The organism is Azospira sp. I13 (assembly GCF_003112695.1).
In the GTDB taxonomy this organism is placed as follows: domain Bacteria; phylum Pseudomonadota; class Gammaproteobacteria; order Burkholderiales; family Rhodocyclaceae; genus Azospira.
In genome coordinates, this window is sequence record NZ_BFBP01000011.1 from 376,892 (window position 1) to 402,719 (window position 25,828).

A 25,828-nucleotide genomic window follows, 5' to 3' on the forward strand; every position below is an offset into this window, starting at 1 on the left:
GCGGTGGTAGCCGCAACATTACGGGCCAGGGATTCATGGCACCATGTGCCGTCCAATTCACTGCGGGAAAATGCCATGCCCTACGTCAACATCCAGATCACCGCCGGGGCCAGCCGGGAACAGAAAGCCAGGCTGGTGGCCGAGGTCACCGACAGCCTGGTGCGGGTGCTGGGCAAGAAGCCGGAACACACCCACATCGTCATTCAGGAAATCGCAGAAGAGAACTGGGGCTTTGCCGGCCTGCTCACCGACGACTGGAAGCAGCGCCAGGGCTGATCCGGCATCCACCAGCCGGGAATACTTGAACCCCTGGATTCCGGCAACAAAAAGCCCCGGCGATATTGGCTGGTCGAAGCCTGTCAGGAGACGCAGGGCAAGGGAAGCAAACGGTAAGCAAGCCGGGTGGGCGGCAAGCGGCCAACAGGCCCGGCGGCGCCGGGCCGCTGCTCAGACGGTAGTCAGGCCGTTGCCTTCGACGGCAACGATGGCCTTGGCCTGGTTGAAGTCTTCAGCATAGCCGCTGGCGTAAAGGCAGCAGGCCAACTGGTTGGCCAGGGGCAGGGGCAACGACGTCTGCCCGTCGAGCACCTTGCGGATCCACTGGGCGCTGGCCTTGGCATCGCATTCCTCAGGCAGGTTGGGCAGGGCCTTGAGGCTTTCATGCTCGGCTTCGAACAGCACCTCGCAATGTTCTTCGTGCAGGTACTCGATGCGGGGCCGGCGCTTCGGATTGGCGAAGGGCTCGCCTTCCGTAGCCCGCAAGAGCAGGGCCCGGCCGCCGCCATAGGAAAGAATATCCCGCATCAGATCCATATAGGCCGGGTGGGTGGCTGCCGCCAGGAGGACGCCGCCCCCCTTGAAGGGATCGAGCATCTTGACCAGGCTGTGGGCGCTGTTGCGCAGCCCCAACCGGCCCCGCAGGGCCAGCAGGTTGTTGAGCCCGGGACTGAGGACGGAGAGCGGCACGAAGGCCACGCCGTAGCCATCCATGGCCTGCTGGGCAGCGCTGTGGGTGGCGCAGGGCATGATGCCCAGTTCCCGGAAAACATGGGCGCTGGTAATACGGCCATAGCCTTCGAGCAGGCCGTGCACCAGTACCGGCACACCGAAGCGTTGCAGTAGCAGGGCCAGCAGGGGCGTCAGGTTGGCCCCCTTGCGGGCACCGTTGTAGCTGGGAATGACCACGGGCCGCAGACGACCGGCCGGCGGCCGCAGGGCATGGGCTCGCTCGCTGGCAGCGGCGAGAAAGCCGATCATTTCGTCCGTGCTCTCACCTTTCACCCGCAGGGCGATGGTGATGGCGCCGAGTTCCAGGTCAGGAACGCCACCATCGAGCATGGCGCCGTAGAGCTGGCGGGCTTCGTCCTGGCTGAGGTCCTTGGCGCCTTCGGCACCGCGGCCGAGTTCCTTGATGAAATGGGCAAAATTCATGATGGGGAGTCTCCGCTTCCCGCCCGGCCCCTTGGGCCCGGTCAGGAGCAATAGTGTTCTTTTGACTGCGAACGGAAACGCGGGAGGCAAGCTCCGCATTCCAGCGCCTGCATTTTAGCGTCTAATCGCCGCCGCCCCCGGATAGCCGGGCAGGGTAGCCGACGAGAAGAAACAGCCGGACATTGCCCAGCAACAGCCATGCCAAAGCCATCCCCCTGATTTGACGCCCTTTCCAACGGCACGCCAGGTCGACTACTCCGCCGGCCTGGGCAAACGGGCCCCACCTTGGCGCATGTGGCGCCAGCTTGGTGCAGGCAAAGAAAAACCGCCTCGGCCTGGGGCAAGAGGCGGTTTGCATGGAGCGGGCAGCGTACTGTGGGTCACTTCACCCGTTGCAGATGGGGACGACCACTGCCAGGAGCCGGGGCTGCCGGCGGGGTTGGCGGCTCGGGGCTGTCGGCGGCACCAGCGGGCTCAGCCGGCCGATCGCCATCGACTTCGGCAACGGTTTCCGCCTCCACCGGCGCTTCCATATCGAAGGCCATCCCGGCACCGTTTTCCCGGGCATAGACCGCCACGATGTTACCGATGGGGATGGAAATATCCCGGGCCACGCCCCCGAAGCGGGCGGCGAAGTTGATGTAATCGTTGCCCAGATTGAGGTGAGAGGTGGCATCGGCACTGATGTTGAGCACGATTTGGCCATCCCGCACGTATTCCCGGGGCACCTTGGCATGCTGATCGACGACCACCGCCAGGTAAGGCGTAAAGCCGTTGTCCATGCACCATTCGTAGATGGCGCGGATCAGATAGGGCTTATTGGTAGGCAGAGTCATGGAGAAATCCGGTCAACAGCGAGGGGCCAGGAGAGAAGGCGGGAGTGGGCAGCAAGGGGCTGCCGAGGTGGCGCAGGAAAAAGCGGGGGCCCGGCCGGGGAAGGACGGGCCCACCTGCTTGCTTACTTGCGCATGACCTTTTCAGAGGGGGTCAGGGCATCGATGAAGCCCTGGCGGCTGAAGATACGCTCGGCGTACTTCATCAGCGGTGCAGCCGTCTTCGGCAGGTCGATACCGTAGTGGTCCAGGCGCCACAACAGGGGGGCGATGGCCACGTCGAGCATGGAGAACTCGTCACCCAGCATGAACTTCTGCTTGGAGAACATGGGAGCCAGCTCGGTCAGGCGGTTGCGGATTTCGGTCCGCGCCTTGTCGGCGGTCTTGGCGTTCTTTTCCAGGGGCTCGATGTAGGCGAAGATTTCCCGTTCCATGGTGGACAGCAGCTGACGCGCCCGGGCCCGCATGATAGGGTCGGCCGGCATGAGCTGGGGATGGGGAAAACGCTCATCAATGTACTCGTTGATGATGTTGGGTTCGTACAGGATCAACTCGCGCTCGACCAGCACCGGTACCCGGTTGTAGGGGTTGATGACGGCGATGTCTTCGGGCTTGTTGAAGAGGTCCACATCGATCACCTGGAAGTCCATGCCCTTTTCATACAGGACGATGCGGCAACGGTGGCTGAAGGGATCGGTGGTGCCGGAATAGAGGTTCATCATGACTCGTTACCTCAAAAAGGAATCGGCACCGCCGCCGGGAAAGTCCCGGATCGGCGATGCCGTGGCCTGAAGTCAGGCGGGTTAGTGCACGTCTTTCCAGTACTCGCGCTTGAGCGCGTAGGCGACGACGAAGAGCACACCGAGGAACAGCAGCACGGCGATACCCAGCTGCTTGCGCAGGCCGGCGATCGGCTCGCCCATGTACACCAGGAAGCCAACCAGATCAGCGATCTGCTTGTCGTACTCGGCGGGAGACAGGGTGCCGGGAACGGCCAGTTCCAGCTTGTGGGTTTCGTGGTTCAGCACTTGCTGGCCCTGCATTTCCCACAGGATGTGGGGCATGCCGACGTTCTCGAACACCACGTTGTTCCAGCCGGTGGGACGCTTGTCGTCACGGTAGAAGGAACGCAGATAGGTGTAGAGCCAGTCGGCACCGGGACCATGCTCGGAAGCACGGGCACGGGCGATCAGGGTCAGGTCGGGCGGGGTGGCACCGAACCATTGCTTGGCTTCGTCGGGACGAATGGCCACGCGCATGGGTTCGCCCACCTTGTCGGCGGTGAACAGCAGGCTGTCCTTGATTTGCTGCTCGGTCAGACCGATGCCGGTCAGACGGTTGTAGCGCATGAAGGAAGCACCGTGGCAGTTCAGGCAGTAGTTCACGAACAGCTTGGCGCCATTTTGCAGGGCCGCGTTGTCGCCGGAAACGTCCGGAGCCTTGTCCAGGTGCAGCGCAGCGCCGCTGGCCAGCGCCATCAGGGGCGCGAAGAGCAATGCAGTAAGCAGTTTTTTCATGTCGCTCTCGTCCTTAATTCATGGTCACACGCTCGGGTTCCGGCGTGTACTTGTCCACCTTGGAATACCACGGCATCAGCAGGAAGAAACCGAAGTAGATCAGGGAGCAAACCTGGGAAACCTTTTCGCCCCAGTAGGAGGGCGGCTGGGTGCCGAGGTAGCCGAGGATCACGAAGGCGATGACGAACAGGGTCAGGAAGGTCTTGTAGATCGGACCACGGTAGCGGATGGACTTCACCGGGCTGCGATCCAGCCAGGGCAGGAAGGCGAAGATCACCACGGAAGCGCCCATGGCCACCACACCCCAGAACTTGGCATCCAGACCCAGGATCGGCCAGACCATGGCGCGCAGGATGGAGTAGAAGGGGGTGAAGTACCACACCGGAGCGATGTGAGGCGGGGTCTTCAGGGGATCAGCCGGGATGAAGTTGTTGTATTCCAGGAAGTAGCCGCCACCTTCGGGTGCAAAGAACACCACGCAGGAGAAGACCATCAGGAAGACCACGACGCCAACGATATCCTTGACGGTGTAGTAGGGATGGAAGGGAATACCGTCCAGGGGATGGCCGTTCTCGCCCTTCAGCTTCTTGATCTCGACGCCGTCCGGGTTGTTGGAACCCACTTCGTGCAGGGCCAGGATGTGAGCGGCGACGAGGCCGATCAGCACCAGGGGCATGGCGATGACGTGGAAGGAGAAGAAGCGGTTCAGGGTTGCATCGCCCACCACGAAGTCACCGCGCAGCCAGACGGAGAGGTCCGGTCCGATCAGGGGAATGGCGGAGAACAGGTTCACGATCACCTGGGCGCCCCAGAAGGACATCTGGCCCCAGGGCAGCAGGTAGCCGAAGAAGGCTTCGCCCATCAGGCACAGGAAGATGCCCACGCCGAACAGCCAGATCAGTTCCCGGGGCTTGCGGTAGGAACCGTAGAGCATGCCGCGGAACATGTGCAGGAAGACGACGATGAAGAAGGCGGAAGCACCGGTGGAGTGCATGTAGCGGATCAGCCAGCCCCAGGGCACGTCGCGCATGATGTACTCGACGGAGGCGAAAGCCACGGGCACGCCGGCGGCGTTCAGGGAGGCATCCGGCTTGAAGTGCATCACCAGGAAGATGCCGGTGACGATCTGCAGCACCAGGACCAGCAGGGCCAGGGAGCCGAAGAAATACCAGAAGTTGAAGTTCTTCGGAGCGTAGTACTCGGACAGGTGCCCCTTCCACATGGCAGTGGCGGGGAAGCGGGCATCCACCCACTCCAGCACATTGCCGGGGATGGAACCGTCGGACTTGTACTTCTCGAAATTGGTATTGGCAGCCATTCCTTACGCCCCCTTCTTGTCTTCGCCGATCAGGATGCGAGTATCGGAGAGATACATGTGCGGCGGAACTTCCAGGTTGGTGGGAGCCGGCTTGGCCTTGTACACGCGGCCGGCGAAGTCGAAGGTGGAACCGTGGCAGGGGCACAGGAAGCCGCCCAGCCAGTCGCTCGCCATGCCTTCTTCGGAACCATGCTTGAACTTGGAAGAAGGCGAGCAGCCCAGGTGGGTACAGATACCCACGGCCACCAGAATCTCGGTCTTGATGGAACGGGTTTCGTTCTGGCAGTAGGCGGGCTGCTGGTCCTTTTCGGACTTGGGATCGGCCACGGCATCAGCCAGCTTCGGCAGGGTGTCGAGCATTTCCTTGGTGCGGTTGATGATCCACACCGGCTTGCCACGCCACTCGACGGTCATCATCTGACCCGGCTCCAGCTTGGAAATATCCACTTCCACCGGAGCGCCAGCTGCCTTGGCGCGTTCGGACGGCAGCATGCTGGAGACGAACGGCACGAGTGCCGCCACCGCTCCGGCGCCGCCCACGGCCGCGGTAGCGACGATCAGGCGCCGCCTCCCACAGTCCACTTTGTGCTCTTTGCTCATAGCGCAGATCCCTAGAACGTTGAAATTAAATTCGGAAAAACAATTCGGTAAGGCTATCGGCAGGGAACCAAACAGGTCCGGGCCGAACAAAACTGCGAGATTATACTCGAATCCCTCCCCGGACTGGAACCGGGACAGGGCAATCCGCCCTAGCCGCCATCCACGGACTTGCGCTCCCGTACCGCCTGAGCCAGGGTGCCGGCATCGACATACTCCAGCTCCCCGCCCACCGGCACGCCTCGGGCGATGCGCGTCACCCTGATGCCGCGGCTGCGCAGCAGTTCGCCTACGTAATGGGCGGTCGCTTCGCCTTCATTGGTGTAATTGGTAGCCAGGATCACCTCCCGCACCTGGCCATCTCCGGCCCGGGCCAGCAGACGGTCCAGCTGCAATTCCCGCGGGCCTACGCCATCCAGCGGCGACAGGCGACCCATGATGACGTAGTAGAGCCCGTTGTAGGCATGGGTCTGCTCCATCATGTTCATGTCCACCGGAGTTTCCACCACGCACAGCAGGCTGGCATCCCGCTTCGGCGAGAGACAGCGTTCGCAGACGTCGGATTCGGTAAAGGTGTTGCAGCGGCCACAATGGCGAATCGCGCCCAGGGCATGGGCCAGGGCATCCGCCAACCGGCCCGCCCCCTGGCGGTCCCGCTGCAGCAGGTGGTAGGCCATGCGCTGGGCCGATTTCGGCCCTACGCCGGGCAGACAACGCAGGGCCTCGATCAGGGCATCGAGGCTGGACGGCGTGCTCATCAGAAGGGCAGCTTGAATCCGGGCGGCAGGTTCAGGCCGGCAGTAAAGCCAGACATGCGTTCCTTGCTCATTTCCTCGCCACGGCGCACAGCATCGTTCACGGCAGCGGCGATCAGGTCCTCCAGCATTTCCTTGTCGTCCATCACCGAAGGATCGATGGTGACCCGACGCACGTCGTGGGAACAGGTCATCAGCACCTTGACCATGCCGGCACCGGCCTGGCCTTCAACCTCGACGCGACCCAGCTCTTCCTGGGCCTTCTTCATGTTTTCCTGCATTTGCTGGGCCTGTTTCATCAGGCCGGCGATTCCGCCTTTCATCATTTTCGGGGTCCTCAACTGATAGGTTTGATGGAAGATTCAATCAGGGTGGCATCGAAAATCTCGATGACATCCTGGACAAAAGGGTCCTGCTCAATGGCAGCCACAGCCCGGTCCTGCAAGGCCTCGCGCTCCTGCTGACGCAGGGCGGCAGGCGTCATGGTACTGACTTCGGCCACTTCGATGCGCAGTTGCACCGGAGCACGGCAGTAGTCACCCAGGGCCTGCTGCAGGCGATCCTGGGCCGCTTTCATGATCAGATGGCGATGGGCCGGCGGCAGGCGCAGGTGGACATTGCCCTGGTCCATGGACAGCAGTTCACAGTGCTGGGCCAAAGCCCGGGCCATACCCGACAACTGCAGGTGCTGGACGATCTCCGTCCAGCCCTCCTCTCCGGTCCAGGGAGAGGAAGCAGCCCCGGAAGCTGTGGCCGTGACAGCAGCCGACACCGGAGCCGGCACATCTCCGACCAACGGCACTTCCGTAGAAACGGCAACAGGCGGGGCAACGGATGTGACCGCAACAGCGGCAACGGGAGCAACGACAGGGGCGGCAACGATGGCAGGCGCCGGCTCAGGTAGCGGAGGGCGCGAAACGGGGGATTGCCGTGAAGCAGCCGCCTTAGCCGCGGGCACCGGCTCCCGCGGGGCGGCCGGGGCTTTTCCCGGCGGGCGGCCCTCCCCGGGAGACTGGGGTGAGAAGGCATGGAGGCGCAACAGGGCCATGACGAAGCCGCTATGGGGATCCGGTGCCAGGGGCAATTCACTACGTCCATGCACGGCGATCTGGTAAGCCAGCTGGACCCCCTGAGGCTCCAGCCCCCGGGCCAGGGCCAGCAGGCGCTCCCGGTCCGGCGTGTCTTCGGCGATGGCGGCGGGCGCCAACTGGGCCACCTGAAGGCGGGTCAGCAGGGCAGCCAGATCCTGCAGGGCGCTATCGAAGGACAGGCTACGTTCCGCCATGCGCTCGCCAACCACCAGCATTTCGCCGATGTCCCCAGCCTGCATCGCCTCCAGCAGGGTGAAGAGGTAGTCCTGATCCACGGTGCCGAGCATGTCCCGCACCAGGGATTCCTCCACCTTGCCGGTGCCGTGGGCAATGGCCTGATCGAGGAGGGAAAGGGCATCGCGCATGCTGCCGTTGGCCGAGCGGGCCAGCAGCCCGAGGGCGGGCGCCTCGAAGGCAACCGACTCCGCTTCAAGAATGTGGGCCAGGTGGCCGGTAATGGCCTGGGGCGGCATCTGCTTCAAGTTGAACTGCAGACAGCGGGAAAGGACCGTTACCGGAATCTTCTGGGGATCAGTGGTGGCCAGGATGAACTTGACGTGCTCCGGCGGCTCCTCCAGGGTCTTCAACATGGCGTTGAAGGCCGAATTGGAGAGCATGTGCACTTCGTCGATAACGTAGACCTTGAAGCGCCCCCGGGTCGGCGCATAGACCGCGTTCTCGAGCAGCTGGCGCATTTCGTCCACCCGCGTATTGGTGGCCGCATCGACCTCGAGCAGGTCGACGAAGCGGCCGCCATCAATCTCCTGGCAGGCCGAACACTGGCCGCAGGGCGTGGCGGAGATGCCCGTTTCGCAATTCAGGGATTTGGCCAGGATACGGGCCAGGGTGGTCTTGCCGACACCTCGGGTGCCGGTAAAGAGATAAGCGTGATGCAGCCGCTGCTCGGTAAGGGCATGGGTCAGCGCACGGACCACATGCTCCTGGCCGACCAGGGTGGAAAAGCTTCGAGGGCGCCATTTACGCGCCAGGACCTGATAGCTCATGCCGAATAGTCTCGCACGACAGCGGCACCCGACCGCCCATGGCGGCTGCCGGAAATGAAAGTGGCGAGCCTTACCCCCGGCACTTGCAGTAAGTAGCTGTGGCTGCTTCCTTCCGGACCTGACCAGGTTCACCACCCTGCAATGCGGGGAGACCCGCCGGCGCGAATTCTAGCACAGCCCCGACGGATTCCCGACCAGCCGCCGGATATTTTTTCACCCCCTGCTGCCGGGCCCGGAGTGGTCACAAAAAGAGGTGGTTTGACCTACTTCAGACCAAGCTTGGCGCGAATCTGGGGCAGGGCCGCCTGGGCCGCCCGCTCCCCTTCCAGGATGGCGTCGTTACGGGATTTGAAGTCGGTGGAGCCGATGCCCGGAATATCTGGCCGGATCACCACGTCCGCCTCCTTCAGCTCCTCCTGCCCCAGGTGGCTGCCCATGATGGCAAAGGTCTGCAGCAGCACATCCATCAGCCCCGAGACGCGGGCATTGGCCGGTTTGCTGGAAATATCCACGGCGATCACCACCTCCCCTCCCATGGCCCGGGCGGCCCGCACCGGCACCGGGCTGACCAGACCACCATCCACATAATCCCGGCCGTTGATGGAGACCGGCTGGAACACGCCTGGCACGCTGCTGGAAGCCCGCACCGCCATGCCCGTGTTGCCGCTACGGAACAGCACCGCCTCGCCGCTTTTCAAGTCCGTCGCCACGGCAGCGAAAGGCTTCTTCAAATGTTCCAGGGGCTGGGATTTGACGGCCTCGTTGATGAACTTCTGCAGCGCCTCACCCTTCAGCACCCCACGGGCCGGCAGGGACCAGTCGGCGATGGAACTCTCCTCCAGCTTCATGGCCTGCTTCTGCAGGTCGAAACCCGAGTAGCCGGCCGCATACAGAGCCCCCACCACGGAGCCGGCACTGGTGCCCACCACCATATCCGGCACGATGCCGTGGGATTCCAGGGTCTTGATCACCCCCACATGAGCAAAACCACGGGCCGCACCGCCCCCCAGGGCCAACACCACCTTGGGCGGGGTGCGGGGCGCCATGGCCGTGGTGCCGGCAGGCACGGCTGCCGACTGAGGAGAGCGGCCAGTGGTGACACAGGCCGAAAGCAGGAAAACAACCGCAAGGACCAAACAGGGGAGACGGCAGAAAAACGACATGAACACTCGCACAATCGAAAAGCCGACACCAAGGCCGGGCCGGAAGGCGCCATTATAATGATCCGAATTTCCTCCTCCTGACCGCCATGCTGCCCTGGCTCACCGCCCACGCCCCCTTTCCACCCCTGAGCGCCGCCCTCAAGGAGCCCAACGGCCTGCTCGCCGTGGGTGGCGACCTCTCGGCGGAGCGGCTGCTGGAAGCCTATCGGCGAGGTATTTTTCCCTGGTACTCGCCAGGGGAGCCGATCCTCTGGTGGAGCCCGGACCCGCGCATGGTGCTGTTTCCCGAGGAATTCCGCATTTCCCGCTCCCTCGGCAAGATTTTGCGCCGGGGCGACTACGAAGTGCGGCTGGACAGCGCCTTCATGCAGGTCATCGAGGCCTGCGCCGATACGCCGCGCCCCGGCCAGCACGGCACCTGGATCGTACCGGAGATGCAGGCGGCCTACCGGAAACTCCATGAACTCGGCTACGCCCATTCGGTCGAAGTATGGGCGTCGGGAGAATTGATTGGAGGCCTTTACGGCATCGCACTCGGGCGTATGTTTTACGGCGAATCCATGTTCTCCTGGCGCACCAATGCTTCCAAGATTGCCGCTGCCCACATGGCCCGCTTCCTGCAACAACAGGGCTTCGGCCTGGTGGATTGCCAGATGCGCACCGCGCACCTCGCCTCTCTCGGAGCGCGGGAGATTCCCCGCCAGGAATTCATCGCCCGCCTGACCACCCTCACTGCCGCCGGCCCGGCGCCACAGCCCTGGCCCCGGGACGGCGCCAGCCAACCCTGGTCCAGCGCGACCTAGACGCAGAGGCATTTTCGGAACCCTGCCATCATGTCCCAGCTCAACGACTCCGCCCTGCCCTTCTCCCTGTTGCAGTTCTATGCCACCTCCCCCTACGGCTGCAGCTATCTGCCGGACCGGCTGGCGCGCTCCCAGGTAGCCACGCCCACCCACCTGATCAACACGGAAATCTACGGCGAACTGGTGCGGGCCGGCTTCCGCCGCAGCGGCGTATTCACCTATCGCCCCTGGTGCGACACCTGCAAGGCCTGCATTCCGGTACGGGTGCCGGTGCAGCAGTTCCAGCCCAACCGCACCCAGAACCGCACCTGGCGCCAGCACGGCAACCTGGAGGCACGGGAACTTCCCCTGGATTTTCACGAGCGCCACTACGCCCTCTACCAGCGTTACCAGGCCGCCCGCCACGCCGGCGGCGGCATGGACCAGGACAGCCACGAGCAGTACGCCCACTTCCTGCTGCAAAGCCGGGTGGATACCCGGCTGATGGAATTTTGCGAAGGTGATGCGGTGCGCATGGTGAGCATCATCGACGTCCTCACCGACGGGCTGTCGTCCGTCTACACCTTCTACGACCCGGACATCCCCGGCGCCAGCTACGGCACCTACAACATCCTCTGGCAGATCCGCCAATGCCAGGAACTGGAATTGCCCCACCTGTATTTGGGCTACTTCATCGCCGAAAGCCGCAAGATGGCCTACAAGATTCGCTTCAAGCCCCTGGAAGGGCGAGTGGACGGCACCTGGCAGACCCTTGATCCCACGGCCTACCCCGACAGCTCCGCACCATAGCCACTTGGTTTATTAGCAACCGTGGGGGCGAGGCGGGCTCCAGTCGCTTTGGGGTACAATTTCGCCCCACTATGCTCTATTCACTCGCACGCAAAATTTTCTTCTCCCTGGATGCGGAGAAAGCCCACGGACTCGGCCTCAACGGCCTGGCCGCCCTCCACGCCGCCGGCCTCTCCTGCCTCATGGGCAAGAAGGCGCCGGAATGCCCGGTGGAAGTCATGGGCCTCAAATTCCCCAACCCCGTAGGCCTGGCTGCCGGCCTGGACAAGAACGGCGAATGCATCGACGGTATGGCCGCCATGGGTTTCGGCTTCCTCGAGGTGGGCACCGTGACCCCCCGCCCCCAGCCGGGCAATCCCCGGCCCCGGCTGTTCCGCCTGGAAGACAAGCAGGCCATCATCAACCGCATGGGCTTCAACAACGAAGGGGTGGACCATCTGCTGCGCAACGTGGCCCTGGCCCAGTTCCCCAAGTGCGGCGGCATTCTCGGCATCAATATCGGCAAGAACTTCGACACACCCATCGAGAAGGCCGCCGACGACTACCTGATCTGCCTGGAAAAGGTCTATGCCGCCGCCAGCTACGTCACGGTCAATATTTCCAGCCCCAACACCAAGAACCTGCGCGACCTGCAGCGCGATGATGCCCTGGATGAACTGCTGCGCCAGCTCAAGGCCGCCCAGGCCCGCCTGGCAGACAAGCATGGCAAATACACGCCCCTGGCCCTGAAGATTGCACCGGACCTGGACGATGCCCAGATCCAGGCCATTGCCGACCTGCTGCGCCTGCACCGCATGGATGGCGTCATCGCCACCAACACCACCCTTTCCCGCAACGGTGTCGAAGGCTGCAGGTACGGCAACGAGGCCGGCGGCCTCTCCGGCGCCCCGGTACGGGAGCTGTCTACCCAGGTGATCCGCAAGCTGGCCACCGCCCTGCAGGGCGAAGTGCCCGTCATCGGCGTCGGCGGCATTCTCTCCGGCGCCGATGCGGCGGAAAAGATCGAAGCCGGCGCCAAGCTGGTGCAGATCTATTCCGGCTTCATTTACCGGGGTCCGGACCTGGTCCGGGAAGCAGCGGAAACCCTCTGCCAGATGGGGCGCTGAGCCCCGCCCAGGGCGGCCCGGCGGGCAATGCCCCCAGGGCCGCCAAGGTTGCCCCTTACGTTGTTCGGCGGGATAATGCACCGCCCCTGAAAATCCGACCATGATCAGCCACTATCTCTTCATCGTCATCGGCGCCGTGTTGGTGAACAACGTGGTGCTGGTGAAAATCCTCGGCCTCTGCCCCTTCATGGGTGTTTCCAAGAAACTGGAAACCGCCTTCGGCATGGGGGCCGCCACCACCTTCGTGCTGACCGTGGCCACCGGGGCCAGCTACATCATCGACCATTACCTCCTGATGCCTTTCGGCCTGGAGTACCTGCGCACCCTGTCCTTCATCGTCACCATTGCCGCCATCGTGCAGCTGACCGAAATGGTGATCCAGAAGACCAGCCCGGTGCTGCACCAGGTCCTGGGCATCTACCTGCCCCTGATCACCACCAACTGCGCTGTCCTCGGCGTTCCCCTGCTCAACGTTTCCAACCACTACGATTTCGTTGAATCCCTGCTCTTCGGCATGGGTTCCGCCGTCGGTTTCTCCCTGGTACTGGTGCTCTTCGCCGGTATCCGTGAGCGTATCGAAGGGGCAGACGTGCCGGTTCATTTCCGTGGCGTGGCCATCGCCATGGTCACCGCCGGCCTCATGAGCCTGGCCTTCATGGGCTTCTCCGGCCTGGACAAGTACCAATAATGCTCATCGCCATTGCCATCATGGCCCTCGGGGCCGTCGTTCTGGGCGCTGCCCTGGGCTTTGCTTCGGTCAAGTTCAAGGTCGAGGGCGACCCCTTGGTGGACAAGATTGAAGCCATCCTGCCCCAGACCCAGTGCGGCCAATGCGGCTATCCGGGCTGCAAGCCCTATGCTGAAGCCATCGCCAAGGGCGAGGCCGACATCAATCTGTGCCCTCCCGGCGGTGCCGAGGGGGTGGGCAAGCTGGCCGACCTGCTGGGCCGGGAAGCCAAGCCCCTGGACGGGGTGGAGAAGCCGCCCCAGGTGGCCCTCATCGACGAGAACACCTGCATCGGCTGCACCCTGTGCATCCAGGCCTGCCCGGTGGATGCCATCGTCGGCGCCGCCAAGCAGATGCACACCATCGTCGAATCCCTGTGCACCGGCTGCGAACTGTGCCTGCCGCCCTGCCCGGTGGAATGCATCACCATGGAGCCAATCCAGGAAACCGTGGATACGTGGAAGTGGAAATACCCGGTCGTTGAATTGAAGAGGGTCGCCTAAGCCATGGGCCTGATGCAGCTGTTCAAGTTCAAAGGGGGCGTCAAGCCGGCCACCAACAAGGCCCAGTCCGTCACCCTGCCCATCGCCAAGGCGCCCCTGCCCTCCGTGGTGGCCGTGCCCCTGCACCAGAGCATCGGCGGTACGCCGCGGCCCCTGGTGCAGGTGGGCGACAAGGTACTGAAGGGTCAGATGATCGGCGAGGCCGATGGCTGGATTTCCGCCGCCGTGCACGCCCCCACCTCCGGCACCGTACGGGAAGTTGGCATGTACGCTGCCGCCCACCCCTCCGGCCTACTCACCGACTGCGTCGTCATCGAGCCGGACGGTGAAGACCGCTGGATCGAACGGCAGCGCGTCGACTACAAAGCCCTCCCCCCGGAGCAGGTGCGCGAACTGCTACGCGACATGGGCGTGGTGGGCCTGGGGGGGGCCGTGTTCCCCTCCCACGCCAAAACCCAGGCCTCCCGCAGCGTGCCCATGGAAGAACTGGTGATCAACGGTGCCGAATGCGAGCCCTACATCACCTGCGACGACCTGCTGATGCGGGAACGGGCGGCCGAGGTGGTCAAGGGCATCGCCATCTTCCGCGACCTGCTGCAGCCGAAGAAGGTTCTCATCGGCATCGAGGACAACAAGCCGGAAGCGGCAGCCGCCATGGCCGAAGCGGTGAAGGCCGCAGGCGAGGATTTCCAGGTCGTCTCCGTGCCCACCCTGTACCCGGCCGGCGGCGCCAAGCAGCTGATCCGCGTCCTCACCGGCAAGGAAGTGCCTGCCAACAAGCGCTCCACCGACATGGGCGTGCAGTGCTTCAACGTCGCCACCGCCTACACTGCCTGGCGCGCCCTGGGCCACGGCGAGCCGGTCATTTCCCGCCTGGTGACCCTCACCGGCAACGTGGCCGAGCCACGCAACTACGAGGTGCTGATCGGCACCCCGATGGACGAGCTGCTGGCCATCGCCGGCCCCAAGCCGGACACAGACGGCATCATCATGGGCGGCCCCATGATGGGCTTCCTGGTGCCCGAGGCCAAGGCCCCGGTGGTCAAGGCCACCAACTGCCTGATCGCCCATTCGCCGGCCCTCTTCCCGCCCAAGGCGCCGGAGATGCCGTGCATCCGCTGTGGCGCCTGCGCCCAGGCCTGCCCCCACGAATTGCAGCCTTTCCAGATGTACTGGTTCGCCCGGGCCAAGAATTTCGGCAAGACCCAGGAATACAACATCTTCGACTGCATCGAGTGCGGCTGCTGCTCCTTCGTCTGCCCCTCCCGCATTCCCCTGGTGCAGTATTTCCGCTTCGCCAAGAGCGAGATCTGGGCCCGGGAACGGGACAAGAAGGCGGCCGACGGCGCCAAGACCCGCTTCGAATTCAAGCAACACCGGGACGAGCGGGAAAAGCAGGAAAAAGCCGAGAAGCTGGCCAAGGCCGCTGCCGCCCAGGCCGCCAAGAAGGCTGCCGAAGCTGCAGCCGCAGCCGCCAGCGAAGGCGCGCCGGCCGAAGTTGCTGCCCCGGCCGCCCCCCTGGCTACCGGCCCGGGCGATACACCCGCAGGCCCTGCTGCCGCTCCCCTCAGCCCCGAGGAGGCCGCGGCCGCAGCCAAAAAGGCCGCCATTGAGGCCGCCATGGCCCGGGCAAAGGCCCTGCGGACCCAGACTCAGCCCCAGAACACCGACAACCTGACCCCGGCCCAGCAGCAGGAAGTGGCCGATATCGAGGCCCGCCGCGCCCGCCTGCGGGAAATCGCCAAGACCGAGCTGGTCCATGCCGACGCACCACCTGCGGCAACAGCGCCCGCAGCACCCGCAGCACCGGCCGACAACAGCGACACCTCAGAGAAATAAGCCCCGGCCATGGAATTCTCCACCTCCCCCTACCTGCTCAAGGACACCTCCGTCCGCCGGGTCATGACCCAGGTGCTGCTGGCCCTGGTGCCAGGCATCATCGCCTACGTGCTGTTGATCGGCCCGGGCATCCTGGCCCAGCTGGCCATCGCCACCCTCACCGCCCTGGCCGCCGAGGCCGCCATGCTGCGCCTGCGGGACAAGCCCCTGGCCCTCTTCCTCGGCGACGGCTCGGCCGTGGTCACCGCCTGGCTGGTGGCTCTCACCTTTCCGCCGGTGGCACCCTGGTGGCTGACGGTGGTTGGCGTGCTGTTCGCCATCATCATCGCCAAGCACCTCTACGGCGGCCTCGGGCAGAACCCCTTCAACCCGGCCATGATCGCCTTCGCGGTGTGCATCGTTTCCTTCCCGGCTCTCATGTCCCAGTGGCCCGGTGCCGGCTCCCACCTGGCGCCGGGCCAGCAGTTCGACTGGATTTTCGGCCTGACCCCGCGCCTGGACGGCATGACCAGCGCCACCCCGCTGGATGCGTTGAAGACCGCCCTGCGCGCCGACGAGGGCCACAGCGGCCCCCTGCCCTTCCTGGCCGGCAACGCCCAGGCGGTGATCGCCCTCTGCTATCTCGCCGGCGGCCTCTTCCTGGTCTGGCGCAAGGTCATCACCTGGCACATTCCCACCGCCTTCCTCGGCGCCATGGGCCTCCTCGCCGGCCTGCTGTGGCTGTGGCAGCCCGCCGGCTTCGCCAATCCCGTCTTCCACCTGCTGGGGGGCGGCGCCATGCTGGGGGCCTTCTTCATCGCCACCGACCCGGTATCCGGCGCCACCACGCCCCGGGGCAAACTCATCTTCGCCGCCGGCGTCGGCCTGCTGGCCTACATCATCCGCGTCTTCGGCGGCTATCCGGACGGCATCGCCTTCGCCGTGCTGATCATGAACATCTGCGTGCCCCTGATCGACATGACCACCCAGCCGAAGGTCTTCGGCATGAAGGACCAATGACATGGTGACGGTCAAACACCCTTCTGCCAGCCTCATGGCGGCCCGCACCGCCGTCATCCTCTTCGTTTTCGTCATCGTCTTCACCGGCCTCCTGGCGGGTGCCTACCAGTGGACCCTGCCGGCCATCCAGGCCTCGGCGACGGAAGAGAAGATGAAGCTGGTGAACGAGGTACTGCCCGGCAGCGCCTACGACAACGACCTACTCAACGACACCCTGGCCCTGCCCCCCACCCCGGAACTGGGGCTGGAGGAAGCCTCCACCGTCTTCCGCGCCCGTCGGGGCGGCGCCCCCGCAGCCCTGGTGCTGGAAGCCGTGGCGCCGGACGGCTATGCCGGCAAGATCCGCCTGATCCTGGCGGTGCAGGCCGATGGCCAGGTGGCCGGTGTGCGCGTCACCCAGCACAAGGAAACCCCGGGCCTGGGCGACTACATCGAGCCGAAGAAGGACAAGAACAAGGAACGGCCCTGGATCACCCAGTTCAACGGCCTCTCGCTGGCGACCTTGGCGGAGAAGGAGTGGAGGGTGAAAAAGGATGGCGGCCAGTTCGATTCCAACGCCGGCGCCACCGTGACGCCCCGGGCCGTGGTCAAGGCGGTGAAGAAGGCCGTCGCCTATGTGGACGCCCACCGGGACGAACTGTTCGCCACGGCGGACAAGAACGCAGCGGACAAGAAGTAAGGAAGCCCCATGATCACCCGCGCAGAATTCAAGCAGATCGCCGAAAACGGCGTCTGGAAGCAGAACACCAGCCTGGTGCAAATTCTCGGCCTGTGTCCCCTGCTGGCGGTGACCACCAACCTGGTGAACGGGGTCATGCTGTCCCTCGCCACCATCATCGTCATGGCGCTTTCCGGCGTGGCCATTGCCAGCCTGCGCAACTTCATTCCCCACGAAATCCGCATTCCGGTCTTCATCCTCATCGTCGCCGCCCTGGTAACGGTGGTGGACCTGCTCTTCAACGCCAACCTGCACGAGCTGTATCTGGTGCTGGGCATTTTCATTCCCCTCATCGTCACCAACTGCATCGTGCTGGCCCGGGTCGAAGCCTTCGCCGCCAAGAACCCGCCCCTGCAAGCCACCGCCGATGGCGTCTTCATGGGCGTGGGCATGTTGTGGACCCTGGGCCTCTTGGGCGGTCTGCGGGAGCTGATTGGCGCCGGCACCCTGTTCTCCGGCATCGACATGGTCTTCCCCAGCCTGCAGCCACTGCAGCTGCTGCCCAAAGACTACCCAGGCCTGCTGCTGGCCATCCTGCCCCCTGGCGCCTTCATTCTGCTGGGCTGCCTGATCGCCTGGAAGAACTGGATCGAAGCCCGGGCCGCCGCCCGCCAGCAGAAGGCCCCGCCGGCGCCCGTGGCGGAAGCCGGCTGTCACTGAAAACCCTTTGCCACAGAGGGCACAGAGAACACAGAGAAATACATGCCATGCCGGAGAGGCAATAGGGACGCCACTCTCCAACAAGGCATGGCTGAATATGGCGCTCTACTTGCCTCCCAGGCCGGGCGAAAGTTGCATCCTTCCTCCGACCCCAGCCCCGGACTAAGCTCCCTCTGTGATCTCTGTGCCCTCTGTGGCTAAAAACGACTTTCCCACAAGCCCACCATGAATGCCGCCAAGCGGGCCCAGATTTTCGCCCGGCTCCAAGCCGCCAACCCGGCCCCCCGCACCGAGCTGGAATACGAGACCCCGTTCCAGTTGCTGATCGCCGTGCTGCTCTCGGCCCAGGCCACCGACGTGGGGGTGAACAAGGCCACCCGCAAGCTCTTCCCCGTCGCCCCGACGCCGACCGCCATGCTGGCCCTGGGGGAGGAAGGGCTGATTGACTACATCAAGACCATCGGCCTCTTCCGCACCAAGGCCAAGAACACCATCGCCACCTGTCGCATCCTGCTGGAGCAGCACGGTGGCGAGGTACCGCAGGACCGTGAAGCGTTGGAAGCCCTGCCCGGCGTCGGCCGCAAGACCGCCAACGTGGTCCTCAACACCGCCTTCGGCGAACCCACCATCGCCGTCGACACCCACATCTTCCGCATCGCCAACCGCACCCGCCTGGCCCCGGGCAAGACGGTGCTGGCGGTGGAGGAAAAGCTGCTCAAGACCACGCCGCCGGAATACCGGCTGGACGCCCACCACTGGCTGATCCTGCACGGTCGCTACGTCTGCAAGGCGCGCAAGCCCGAATGCGAGCGCTGCATCATTGCTGATCTGTGCGAATATCCGGGCAAGACCTGCTCCGAACCTGCCCACTTCTGACCGCACCCGACACCCCATGACCGTCGCCACCGCCCTGGTTTCCGGCAATGACCCCCTGCCCCAGCTGGCCGAAGCGGCCGTCGGGCAGGCCCTGGACAAGCTCAAGGCCGCCGGCGCCAGCCACGCCAACAGCGTGTTGCTCTATCTGACCCAGGATTTCGCCCGCCTCATTCCCTCCACCCTGCTGGCCGCCAGCCGCACCGCCTCCTGTACCCAGGTGGCAGGCACCGTGGCCGCCGGTGTGTTCACCGAGGATGGCTGGGTACTGGACCGGCCCGCCGCTGCCGCCATGGTTTTCGGCGACAGCCTGTCCCTGGGGCCAGGCCGCCCTGGCGCCGCGCCCCTGCTCTCCCTCGCCTCCGCCTCCACCCTGCCGCCGGAATGGGCAACGCCGGGCAGCCAGCGCTTCGGCGCCCTGCACCTGGATGCCCTGGCCAGCGAACCGGGGCCGGTGTGGCAGCAAGGCCGCCCCACCACTGACCACCGCTTGTCCCTGGCCATCGCCGGCAGCCAGGCCAGCATTGCCCTCTCCTGCGGCCTGCGCCTGCTCACCGAACCGGCGCCGGTGGTAGAAGTACGCGGACACGACCTGCATACCCTGGGCCAGCAAACGGCCCTGGATTCCCTGCTGCGGGCCCTGCCCCTGGAACAGCGGGAACGGCGCCAGCTGCACCACGTCACCGCCGTAGTGGCGGAGCCGGGCCACGCCCTGGGTCGTCCCGAAGACACCCACTGCCGCTTGTTGCCAGTGATCGACACCAGCCCGGAAGGGGTCGTCACCCTGGCCGACAAGCTGGTGCCAGGCCAGTCCCTGGCCTGGGCGGTGCGCCAGCCCCTGGCGGCGGAGCAGGAAATGCGCGATACCCTGGAGGCCCTGGGCAAGGAACAGCCCCGGCCCAGCCTGGGCCTGATGTTCTCCTGCATCGGCCGCGGCCCCTATTTCTACGGCGGCGAGGACCGGGACCTACTGGTCTTCACCGAACGCTTCCCCGGCATGCCCCTACTGGGCCTTTACGGCAGCGGCCAGATCGCTCCCAGCAACAGCGGCCGCCTGCTGCACAACAGCGTCGTCACCGCCCTTTTTTCCGAGATTTAAGCCATGTTCAATCCCAGCCGGGACCAGGTTCGCCGCTTCTTCTGTGATGCCTGGAAGAAAGACCGGGAAGGCCTGCCCCTGGTAGGCGCCGAAACCATCGCCGTCGACCTCATCCGCCTGCATCCCGAATACCACGCCCTGCTAGCCAACGTGGAGTTGGCCCTGAGCCAGGAATGGACACCGGAAGAGGGGCAGATGAACCCCTTCCTGCACCTTTCCCTGCATCTGGCGGTGGAAGAGCAGATTTCCATCGACCATCCCCGGGGCATCCGGGAGGCCTTCCAGGCCCTGGCCAGGCGCCTGGACGACCCCCACGCCGCCAAGCACCGGCTGCTGGAGTGCCTCGGCGAGGCGGTCTGGCACGCCCAGCAGCAAGGCAACCAGCTAGACCCGGAAGCCTATCTGGAAGCAGTCCGCCGGGCCGGTCAGGGCTAGCCCCCACGTCTCCCCCCGCAACCCCTTCAAAGTCCGCGCCAGTCGCGGACTTTTTCTTTCGCTTGTCACTAACCGGCGAGCGGGTGCAGTATGGGCAAAAAAGTTGCATACAACCAAAGTCATAAGCCTTAAAAGGCAATCCATAAGGAGGGGAAAATCATGTTCGCCAATCTCAGCCTCAAGATGAAGCTGGCCATCCTCATCGCTCTGGCGGTGTTCGGCATGGGGGTGGTCACCGGCATCAGCGCCTGGGGCGTCAAACGGGATCTCACGGACGGCCATCGGGCCGTGGTCCAGGCCGCGGTGGAATCGGTCTACAACATCGCCGTCAATTACCAGGCCCTCGAAGCCGCCGGCAAGATGAGCCGGGAAGAGGCCCAGCTGGCCGCCCGGGAAGCCATGCGTCATGCCCGCTACGGCGGCGCCGACGGCAAGACCGAATACTTCTACATTTACAGAAGCGACGGCATCACCGTCATGCACGCCGCGCGGCCCCAGTGGGAAGGCACCAGTAAGGTGGAGGAAGTGAAGGATGCCCAGGGCCGCTATACCCTGAAGAACATCCTGGCTGCCGCCAAGACCAGCCCCGGCGGCGCCTTCGTCGATACTCTCTTCCCCCGCCCCGGTCAGCCGGCGGAAAAGGCGGTGGAAAAACTCCAGTACATCAAGGTCTTCGGCCCGTGGGAATGGGTCATTGGCAGCGGCATTTACATGGATGATGTGGCTGCCGAGGTCTGGGAACGGGCATTGGGCGACACCCTCATCGCCGGTGTGCTGCTGTTGCTGGTGGCCGGTGCCACCTTTGCCGTGGGGCGCAGCGTGCAGCGGCAGGTGGGCGGCGAACCGGCAGAGGTGATCCGCCTCATGAGCCAGGCTGCCGCCGGCGACCTGACGGTGGATGCCGGCAACGCGCCCCCCGGCTCCATGCGCCATTCCTTCGGCCAGATGGTCGCATCCCTGCGCGAAGTGGTGCGGGAGATCGGCGGCAACTCCAGCGACCTGGCCCACAACGCCGAACGCATCAATACCGCCGCCCAGGAGGTGGCCACCGCCTCCCAGCATCAGGCCGACGCCACGTCCTCCATGGCCGCCGCCATCGAGGAACTGACGGTGAGCATCAACCATATTTCCGACAGCTCCCGGGATTCCGAGGCCGACTCGCGCCAGTCCGCCCAGTTGGCAGCAGACGGGGAAAGCCGGGTGGGCACCGCCAGCAGTGCCATCAAGGAACTGGCCGGCTCGGTGACCGGGGCTTCGGAGAAAATCCGCCACCTCGAGCACCGCATCCAGGAGATTTCGGGCATTGCCGGGGTGATCAAGGAAATCGCCGCCCAGACCAATCTGCTGGCCCTCAATGCGGCCATTGAAGCGGCCCGGGCCGGCGAACAGGGCCGGGGTTTCGCCGTGGTGGCCGACGAAGTGCGCAAGCTGGCCGAGCGCACGGCCAATGCCACGGTGGAAATCGAGACCATGATCGTCAGCATCCAGTCCGACACGGATCAGACGGTGCAGGTCATGGATGCGGCCCTGCCCCAGGTGGAGGAAGGCGTCACCCTGGCCGAGGCGGCGGCGGATTCCCTGCGCCAGATCCGCCAGGGCTCGGAAACCACCCTCAACCGCATCCAGGAAGTGGCGGAGGCCACCCGGGAGCAAAGTACCGCCAGCACCAGCATCGCCCAGCGGGTGGAGCAGATCGCCCAGATGGTGGAGGAAACCTCGGCAGCCATGCGCAACACGGCCGAAACGGCGGAATCCCTGGAGCAGATCGCCCGCCGCCTGAACGAGGTGGTGAGCCGCTTCCGCACCTGAGCCCCGGTCGCCGCGAATCAGATCAGATAGGCCAAATCCAGCAAGGGCGCCCCCGGGCGCCCTTTTTCATGGGCCAGGCCGCGTCGCTGCTGGCCCGCCGCCCCCAAACCTTGCCGGATGGCCGTTTCATGGAGACGTCATGAATCCGCCATATTTGTTTTAGCTGCGTCCGATAAGGTCCTACTGTCAATTCCGTTTGATTTGCATCAAAATGCAATTGTGCACTGCAGCACCACAATAGCATCTGTAGTGAATTGCAGATTGATGGCCCCGCAATAGCTCGGTAGCACCGGGCTCTGGGCCTGGCAGCAATTTTTCAACCTTTCACCTTCCGGAGTGCATCACATGTTCAACCTCAACGGTAAAAAAGGCCTGGTCGTCGGCATCGCCAACAACAAGAGCATCGCCTACGGCTGCGCCAAGGCTTTCAACATCTGCGGCGCCGAACTGGCCGTCACCTACCTGAACGAGAAGGCCGAACCCCACGTGCGCCCCCTGGCCGACCTGCTGGCCGCTCCCCTGGTGCTGCCCCTGGACGTGGAGAAGGACGACCAACTGGAAGCCGTTTTTGCCGCCATCCAGGAAAAGTGGGGCAAGCTGGATTTCCTGCTGCACTCCATCGCCTTTGCTCCCCAGCAAGACCTGCACGGCCGTGTGGTCGATTGCTCCCGCGAGGGCTTCCTGCGCGCCATCGACATTTCCTGCCACTCCTTCATCCGCATGGCCAAGCTGGCCGAGCCCCTGATGAGCGACGGCGGCGCCCTGCTGACCATGAGCTACCTGGGTGCCGACGAAGTGGTGGACAACTACGGCATGATGGGTCCGGTGAAGGCCGCCCTGCAGGCTTCCACCCGCTACCTGGCCACCGAACTGGGCCCCAAGGGCATCCGCGTGCACGCCATCTCCCCGGGCCCCCTGGCCACCCGCGCCGCCTCCGGCATCGCCCACTTCGACGACCTGATGAAGGACGCCGTGGAACGCGCCCCGCTGCACCGCCTGGTTTCCATCGACGACGTTGGCGCCCTGGCTGCCTACCTGTGCAGCGACGTGGCCAAGACCCTGACTGGCGGTACCATCTACATCGACGGCGGCTACAACATCGTCGGCTGACCGCTTCAATACATTCCAATAAATGGGAGGCGCCATGCACGCTGAGCATACCGAGCAGTACATCGAGAACAAGACTTTCGACGAAATCCAGGTCGGAGATTCTTCCACGCTGACCCGGACCCTGCGGCCCGAGGACATCAAGCTGTTCGCCATCATGTCGGGGGATGTGAATCCCTCCGTGGTGGACCCGGAATTCGCCCAGAGTGGCATTTTCCGGGAGGTGGTGGCCCACGGCATGTGGAGCGGCGCCCTCATTTCCACCGTGCTCGGCACCCAGTTCCCGGGGCCGGGCACCATCTACATCGATCAGTCCCTGCACTTCTCCCGGCCCGTGACCATCGGCGATACGGTGACCATCACCGTCACCGCCAAGCAGAAGTTCGACCACAACAAGCACATCCTCTTCGACTGCGTGTGCACCAACCAGGAAGGCCTGCAGGTGGTGAGCGGCACCGCCGAGGTGCTGGCGCCGACGGAAAAGATTCGCCGCGAGCGGGTGCATCTGCCCGAGTTCACCATCAGCGACAAGGAAGCCCGCTACCAGGCCCTGCTGGCCACGGCCGCTGGCCTGGAGCCCATTCCCGTCGCCGTGGCCCACCCCTGCGACGCCGAATCCCTGAAGGGTCCGATTTTCGCTGCCCGCGCCGGCCTCATCGAGCCCTTCCTGGTGGGCCCGGAAGCCAAGATCCGCTCCGTGGCCGAAGAGAACGGTCTGGACCTGACCGGCATCCGCATCGTCAACACCCGCCACAGCCACGAATCCGCCGCCATGGCTGTGACCCTGGTGCGCAACGGCGACTGCGAAGCCTTGATGAAGGGCAGCCTGCACACCGATGAACTGATGGGCGAAGTGGTGTCCCGGGCCAACGGCCTGCGCACCTCCCGGCGCATTTCCCATGTCTTCTACATGGACGTGCCCACCTATCCCAAGCCCATCATGATCACCGATGCGGCCATCAACATCGCCCCGACCCTGGAAGAGAAGGTCAGCATCATCCAGAACGCCATCGACCTCTTCCACATCCTGGGCAACCCGGAACCCAAGGTGGCCATTCTCTCCGCCGTGGAAACAGTGAATCCCAAGATTCAGTCCACCCTCGATGCTGCCGCCCTGTGCAAGATGGCCGACCGGGGCCAGATCAAGGGCGGCCTGCTGGACGGCCCCCTGGCCTTCGACAATGCCATCTCCCTGGTGGCCGCCAAAACCAAGGGCATCAAATCTGCGGTGGCCGGCCAGGCCGACATCCTGGTGGTGCCTGATCTGGAATCCGGCAACATGGTGGCCAAGCAGCTGGAATACCTGGCCAACGCCCTCTCCGCCGGCGTGGTGCTGGGTGCCAAGTGCCCCATCGTGCTGACCTCCCGTGCCGACACCGCCGAAACCCGTACCGCCTCCTGCGCCATCGCCGCCCTGATGGCCCACGCCTACCGGAAGCAGAACCAATGACCAGCGCCGTCCTCACCCTCAACGCCGGCTCCTCCTCCATCAAGTTCTCCCTCTACGAGCTGGAGAACGGCGGTGGCATCGCCCAGACCCCGGTGCTCTCGGGCCAAATCGACGGCATTGGCGTGCGCCCCCACATCAAGGCGGTGGACGACAAGGGCAAGAAGCTGGACGACGTGGATATCCCGCTGCCCGGCAATGCAGAAGCCCAGCACCACGAAGCCCTGGAGTTCCTCATCTCCTGGCTGCACGACCACGAGAAGGGCTGGAAGATCGTCGCCGTCGGCCACCGGGTGGTCCATGGCGGCGAACGCTACTCCCGCCCCATGAAGCTCGACGACAACATCATCGAGCACCTGACCAAGCTCACCACCCTGGCTCCCCTGCACCAGCCCCACAACCTGGATGGCGTCAATACGCTGCGCTCCCTGCTGCCGGACGTGCCCCAGGTGGCCTGCTTTGACACCGCCTTCCACCGCACCCAGGCGCCGGTAGCCCAGGCCTTCGCCCTGCCCCGCTGGATCACCGGCGAAGGGGTCAAGCGCTACGGTTTCCACGGCCTGTCCTACGAGTACGTCGCCCGGGTACTGCCCAACCACTCCGCCCGGGCCGATGGCCGGGTAGTGGTGGCCCACCTGGGCAACGGCGCTTCCATGTGCGGCATGGTGGCACGCAAGAGCCAGGTCTCCACCATGGGCTTTACCGCTGTCGAAGGCCTGATGATGGGCACCCGCACCGGCTCCCTGGACCCCGGCGTGCTGCTCTACCTGATGGAAAACAAGGGCATGGATGCCAAGGCCCTGACCAAGCTGCTCTACAAGGAATCCGGCCTGCTCGGCGTTTCCGGCATTTCCCCGGACATGCGCACCCTGCTGGCCAGCGACAAGCCGGAAGCCAAGGAGGCGGTGGATCTGTTCTGCTACCGCATTGTGCGGGAGCTGGGTTCCTTGGCGGCCGCCATCGGTGGCATCGACGCCCTGGTGTTCACCGGCGGCATCGGCGAACACGCGGCCGAAGTGCGCCGTCGGGTCTGCCTGCAGGCCGACTGGCTGGGCATCAGCATCGATGAATCGGCCAATTCCCTGCACGCCAACCGCATCAGCGAGCCCCGCAGCACCGTCGATGTGCTGGTCATCCCCACCAATGAGGAATGGATGATCGCCCGCCACACCGCCACCCTGCTGAACCTGTAACACCTTGCGGCG

General features: G+C 64.6%; 27 protein-coding genes and 1 other RNA gene. 17 read left to right on the forward strand and 11 right to left on the reverse strand.

Going from position 1 to position 25,828, the window contains the following annotated elements; translation table 11 throughout:
• Positions 1-75 precede the first annotated feature (75 nt).
• Positions 76-276 (forward strand): 4-oxalocrotonate tautomerase family protein, encoded by a 201-nt coding sequence (locus AZSI13_RS11645; RefSeq protein WP_109041321.1) that lies wholly within the window; start codon positions 76-78, stop codon positions 274-276.
• Positions 277-447: 171 nt separating this feature from the next.
• Here AZSI13_RS11645 and ybiB read toward each other — a convergent pair whose 3' ends face one another.
• The 11 genes from ybiB to AZSI13_RS11700 form a co-directional block, all read right to left on the reverse strand.
• Positions 448-1,431 (reverse strand): DNA-binding protein YbiB, encoded by a 984-nt coding sequence (gene ybiB, locus AZSI13_RS11650; protein WP_109041322.1) that lies wholly within the window; start codon positions 1,429-1,431, stop codon positions 448-450.
• 380 nt (positions 1,432-1,811) lie between these two features.
• Positions 1,812-2,267, reverse strand: a complete 456-nt coding sequence (locus tag AZSI13_RS11655; protein WP_109041323.1) for a ClpXP protease specificity-enhancing factor — start codon at positions 2,265-2,267, stop codon at positions 1,812-1,814.
• A gap of 122 nt (positions 2,268-2,389) precedes the next feature.
• Positions 2,390-2,986: a glutathione S-transferase N-terminal domain-containing protein gene (locus tag AZSI13_RS11660; protein WP_109041324.1), complete on the reverse strand. Its 597-nt coding sequence runs from the start codon at positions 2,984-2,986 to the stop codon at positions 2,390-2,392.
• Positions 2,987-3,067: 81 nt separating this feature from the next.
• A complete protein-coding gene (locus tag AZSI13_RS11665; RefSeq protein ID WP_109041325.1) occupies positions 3,068-3,781 on the reverse strand; it encodes a cytochrome c1 in 714 nt (237 codons plus the stop codon).
• A gap of 13 nt (positions 3,782-3,794) precedes the next feature.
• On the reverse strand, positions 3,795-5,099 hold the full coding sequence (locus AZSI13_RS11670) for a cytochrome bc complex cytochrome b subunit (RefSeq protein ID WP_109041326.1): 1,305 nt from the start codon (positions 5,097-5,099) through the stop codon (positions 3,795-3,797).
• Between the two features lie 3 nt (positions 5,100-5,102).
• Positions 5,103-5,699 (reverse strand): ubiquinol-cytochrome c reductase iron-sulfur subunit, encoded by a 597-nt coding sequence (petA, locus tag AZSI13_RS11675; RefSeq protein WP_109041327.1) that lies wholly within the window; start codon positions 5,697-5,699, stop codon positions 5,103-5,105.
• A gap of 149 nt (positions 5,700-5,848) precedes the next feature.
• Positions 5,849-6,454: a recombination mediator RecR gene (gene recR / locus AZSI13_RS11680; protein WP_109041328.1), complete on the reverse strand. Its 606-nt coding sequence runs from the start codon at positions 6,452-6,454 to the stop codon at positions 5,849-5,851.
• Entirely contained in the window at positions 6,454-6,777 is a 324-nt protein-coding gene (locus AZSI13_RS11685) for a YbaB/EbfC family nucleoid-associated protein (RefSeq protein ID WP_109041329.1), read from the reverse strand. The genes recR and AZSI13_RS11685 overlap by 1 nt, the downstream gene beginning before the upstream one ends.
• A gap of 11 nt (positions 6,778-6,788) precedes the next feature.
• A complete protein-coding gene (dnaX, locus tag AZSI13_RS11690; protein WP_109041330.1) occupies positions 6,789-8,546 on the reverse strand; it encodes a DNA polymerase III subunit gamma/tau in 1,758 nt (585 codons plus the stop codon).
• 59 nt (positions 8,547-8,605) lie between these two features.
• An RNA gene (gene ffs / locus AZSI13_RS11695) (signal recognition particle sRNA small type) lies at positions 8,606-8,704 on the reverse strand.
• 105 nt (positions 8,705-8,809) lie between these two features.
• Positions 8,810-9,592: a patatin-like phospholipase family protein gene (locus tag AZSI13_RS11700; RefSeq protein WP_235609747.1), complete on the reverse strand. Its 783-nt coding sequence runs from the start codon at positions 9,590-9,592 to the stop codon at positions 8,810-8,812.
• A 203-nt stretch (positions 9,593-9,795) separates the two neighbouring features.
• Here AZSI13_RS11700 and aat point away from each other — a divergent pair, with 203 nt between their 5' ends.
• The 16 genes from aat to AZSI13_RS11780 all read left to right on the forward strand — a co-directional run bounded on the left by aat (position 9,796) and on the right by AZSI13_RS11780 (position 25,816).
• Positions 9,796-10,512, forward strand: a complete 717-nt coding sequence (gene aat / locus AZSI13_RS11705) for a leucyl/phenylalanyl-tRNA--protein transferase (RefSeq protein WP_109041331.1) — start codon at positions 9,796-9,798, stop codon at positions 10,510-10,512.
• A 30-nt stretch (positions 10,513-10,542) separates the two neighbouring features.
• On the forward strand, positions 10,543-11,301 hold the full coding sequence (locus AZSI13_RS11710; protein WP_109041332.1) for an arginyltransferase: 759 nt from the start codon (positions 10,543-10,545) through the stop codon (positions 11,299-11,301).
• A 71-nt stretch (positions 11,302-11,372) separates the two neighbouring features.
• Positions 11,373-12,407, forward strand: coding sequence for a quinone-dependent dihydroorotate dehydrogenase (locus tag AZSI13_RS11715; RefSeq protein WP_109041333.1), 1,035 nt, complete (start codon positions 11,373-11,375; stop codon positions 12,405-12,407).
• 103 nt (positions 12,408-12,510) lie between these two features.
• On the forward strand, positions 12,511-13,095 hold the full coding sequence (gene rsxA, locus AZSI13_RS11720) for an electron transport complex subunit RsxA (protein WP_109041499.1): 585 nt from the start codon (positions 12,511-12,513) through the stop codon (positions 13,093-13,095).
• Positions 13,095-13,637 (forward strand): electron transport complex subunit RsxB, encoded by a 543-nt coding sequence (rsxB, locus tag AZSI13_RS11725; RefSeq protein WP_109041334.1) that lies wholly within the window; start codon positions 13,095-13,097, stop codon positions 13,635-13,637. Before rsxA ends, rsxB begins: the two co-directional genes overlap by 1 nt.
• Before the next feature lie 3 nt (positions 13,638-13,640).
• A complete protein-coding gene (gene rsxC / locus AZSI13_RS11730) occupies positions 13,641-15,476 on the forward strand; it encodes an electron transport complex subunit RsxC (protein WP_109041335.1) in 1,836 nt (611 codons plus the stop codon).
• A 9-nt stretch (positions 15,477-15,485) separates the two neighbouring features.
• Complete coding sequence (locus AZSI13_RS11735) at positions 15,486-16,475, forward strand: RnfABCDGE type electron transport complex subunit D (protein WP_109041336.1); 990 nt, start codon at positions 15,486-15,488, stop codon at positions 16,473-16,475.
• Between the two features lies 1 nt (position 16,476).
• A complete protein-coding gene (rsxG, locus tag AZSI13_RS11740; RefSeq protein WP_109041337.1) occupies positions 16,477-17,154 on the forward strand; it encodes an electron transport complex subunit RsxG in 678 nt (225 codons plus the stop codon).
• 9 nt (positions 17,155-17,163) lie between these two features.
• A complete protein-coding gene (locus AZSI13_RS11745) occupies positions 17,164-17,853 on the forward strand; it encodes an electron transport complex subunit E (protein ID WP_109041338.1) in 690 nt (229 codons plus the stop codon).
• A 225-nt stretch (positions 17,854-18,078) separates the two neighbouring features.
• On the forward strand, positions 18,079-18,729 hold the full coding sequence (gene nth / locus AZSI13_RS11750; RefSeq protein ID WP_109041339.1) for an endonuclease III: 651 nt from the start codon (positions 18,079-18,081) through the stop codon (positions 18,727-18,729).
• Between the two features lie 16 nt (positions 18,730-18,745).
• Positions 18,746-19,825 carry an FIST C-terminal domain-containing protein gene (locus AZSI13_RS11755; protein WP_109041340.1) on the forward strand — a complete coding sequence of 360 codons (1,080 nt, stop codon included), beginning with the start codon at positions 18,746-18,748 and terminating at the stop codon, positions 19,823-19,825.
• 3 nt (positions 19,826-19,828) lie between these two features.
• The gene (locus tag AZSI13_RS11760; protein WP_109041341.1) at positions 19,829-20,260 is read left to right on the forward strand and encodes a DUF1841 family protein; all 432 of its coding nucleotides are present in this window, start codon (positions 19,829-19,831) and stop codon (positions 20,258-20,260) included.
• 159 nt (positions 20,261-20,419) lie between these two features.
• Entirely contained in the window at positions 20,420-22,069 is a 1,650-nt protein-coding gene (locus AZSI13_RS11765) for a methyl-accepting chemotaxis protein (protein ID WP_109041342.1), read from the forward strand.
• A gap of 345 nt (positions 22,070-22,414) precedes the next feature.
• Positions 22,415-23,179, forward strand: coding sequence for an enoyl-ACP reductase FabI (gene fabI, locus AZSI13_RS11770; RefSeq protein ID WP_109041343.1), 765 nt, complete (start codon positions 22,415-22,417; stop codon positions 23,177-23,179).
• A gap of 34 nt (positions 23,180-23,213) precedes the next feature.
• Entirely contained in the window at positions 23,214-24,626 is a 1,413-nt protein-coding gene (locus AZSI13_RS11775; protein WP_109041344.1) for a bifunctional enoyl-CoA hydratase/phosphate acetyltransferase, read from the forward strand.
• Positions 24,623-25,816 carry an acetate/propionate family kinase gene (locus AZSI13_RS11780; protein WP_109041345.1) on the forward strand — a complete coding sequence of 398 codons (1,194 nt, stop codon included), beginning with the start codon at positions 24,623-24,625 and terminating at the stop codon, positions 25,814-25,816. Before AZSI13_RS11775 ends, AZSI13_RS11780 begins: the two co-directional genes overlap by 4 nt.
• Positions 25,817-25,828: the final 12 nt, after the last annotated feature.

Coding starts and splice junctions, on each gene's coding strand:
- recR (WP_109041328.1), bottom strand. CDS start 6,454: ATGAGCACGCCGTCCAGCCTCGATGCCCTGATCGAGGCCCTGCGTTGT.
- fabI (WP_109041343.1), top strand. CDS start 22,415: ATGTTCAACCTCAACGGTAAAAAAGGCCTGGTCGTCGGCATCGCCAAC.
- rsxC (WP_109041335.1), top strand. CDS start 13,641: ATGGGCCTGATGCAGCTGTTCAAGTTCAAAGGGGGCGTCAAGCCGGCC.
- AZSI13_RS11665 (WP_109041325.1), bottom strand. CDS start 3,781: ATGAAAAAACTGCTTACTGCATTGCTCTTCGCGCCCCTGATGGCGCTG.
- AZSI13_RS11700 (WP_235609747.1), bottom strand. CDS start 9,592: ATGGCGCCCCGCACCCCGCCCAAGGTGGTGTTGGCCCTGGGGGGCGGT.
- AZSI13_RS11735 (WP_109041336.1), top strand. CDS start 15,486: ATGGAATTCTCCACCTCCCCCTACCTGCTCAAGGACACCTCCGTCCGC.
- ybiB (WP_109041322.1), bottom strand. CDS start 1,431: ATGAATTTTGCCCATTTCATCAAGGAACTCGGCCGCGGTGCCGAAGGC.
- AZSI13_RS11745 (WP_109041338.1), top strand. CDS start 17,164: ATGATCACCCGCGCAGAATTCAAGCAGATCGCCGAAAACGGCGTCTGG.
- AZSI13_RS11645 (WP_109041321.1), top strand. CDS start 76: ATGCCCTACGTCAACATCCAGATCACCGCCGGGGCCAGCCGGGAACAG.
- AZSI13_RS11760 (WP_109041341.1), top strand. CDS start 19,829: ATGTTCAATCCCAGCCGGGACCAGGTTCGCCGCTTCTTCTGTGATGCC.
- rsxG (WP_109041337.1), top strand. CDS start 16,477: ATGGTGACGGTCAAACACCCTTCTGCCAGCCTCATGGCGGCCCGCACC.
- AZSI13_RS11710 (WP_109041332.1), top strand. CDS start 10,543: ATGTCCCAGCTCAACGACTCCGCCCTGCCCTTCTCCCTGTTGCAGTTC.
- AZSI13_RS11670 (WP_109041326.1), bottom strand. CDS start 5,099: ATGGCTGCCAATACCAATTTCGAGAAGTACAAGTCCGACGGTTCCATC.
- AZSI13_RS11660 (WP_109041324.1), bottom strand. CDS start 2,986: ATGATGAACCTCTATTCCGGCACCACCGATCCCTTCAGCCACCGTTGC.
- AZSI13_RS11775 (WP_109041344.1), top strand. CDS start 23,214: ATGCACGCTGAGCATACCGAGCAGTACATCGAGAACAAGACTTTCGAC.
- AZSI13_RS11715 (WP_109041333.1), top strand. CDS start 11,373: ATGCTCTATTCACTCGCACGCAAAATTTTCTTCTCCCTGGATGCGGAG.
- dnaX (WP_109041330.1), bottom strand. CDS start 8,546: ATGAGCTATCAGGTCCTGGCGCGTAAATGGCGCCCTCGAAGCTTTTCC.
- AZSI13_RS11685 (WP_109041329.1), bottom strand. CDS start 6,777: ATGATGAAAGGCGGAATCGCCGGCCTGATGAAACAGGCCCAGCAAATG.
- AZSI13_RS11780 (WP_109041345.1), top strand. CDS start 24,623: ATGACCAGCGCCGTCCTCACCCTCAACGCCGGCTCCTCCTCCATCAAG.
- AZSI13_RS11655 (WP_109041323.1), bottom strand. CDS start 2,267: ATGACTCTGCCTACCAATAAGCCCTATCTGATCCGCGCCATCTACGAA.
- nth (WP_109041339.1), top strand. CDS start 18,079: ATGAATGCCGCCAAGCGGGCCCAGATTTTCGCCCGGCTCCAAGCCGCC.
- rsxB (WP_109041334.1), top strand. CDS start 13,095: ATGCTCATCGCCATTGCCATCATGGCCCTCGGGGCCGTCGTTCTGGGC.
- AZSI13_RS11755 (WP_109041340.1), top strand. CDS start 18,746: ATGACCGTCGCCACCGCCCTGGTTTCCGGCAATGACCCCCTGCCCCAG.
- AZSI13_RS11765 (WP_109041342.1), top strand. CDS start 20,420: ATGTTCGCCAATCTCAGCCTCAAGATGAAGCTGGCCATCCTCATCGCT.
- petA (WP_109041327.1), bottom strand. CDS start 5,699: ATGAGCAAAGAGCACAAAGTGGACTGTGGGAGGCGGCGCCTGATCGTC.
- aat (WP_109041331.1), top strand. CDS start 9,796: ATGCTGCCCTGGCTCACCGCCCACGCCCCCTTTCCACCCCTGAGCGCC.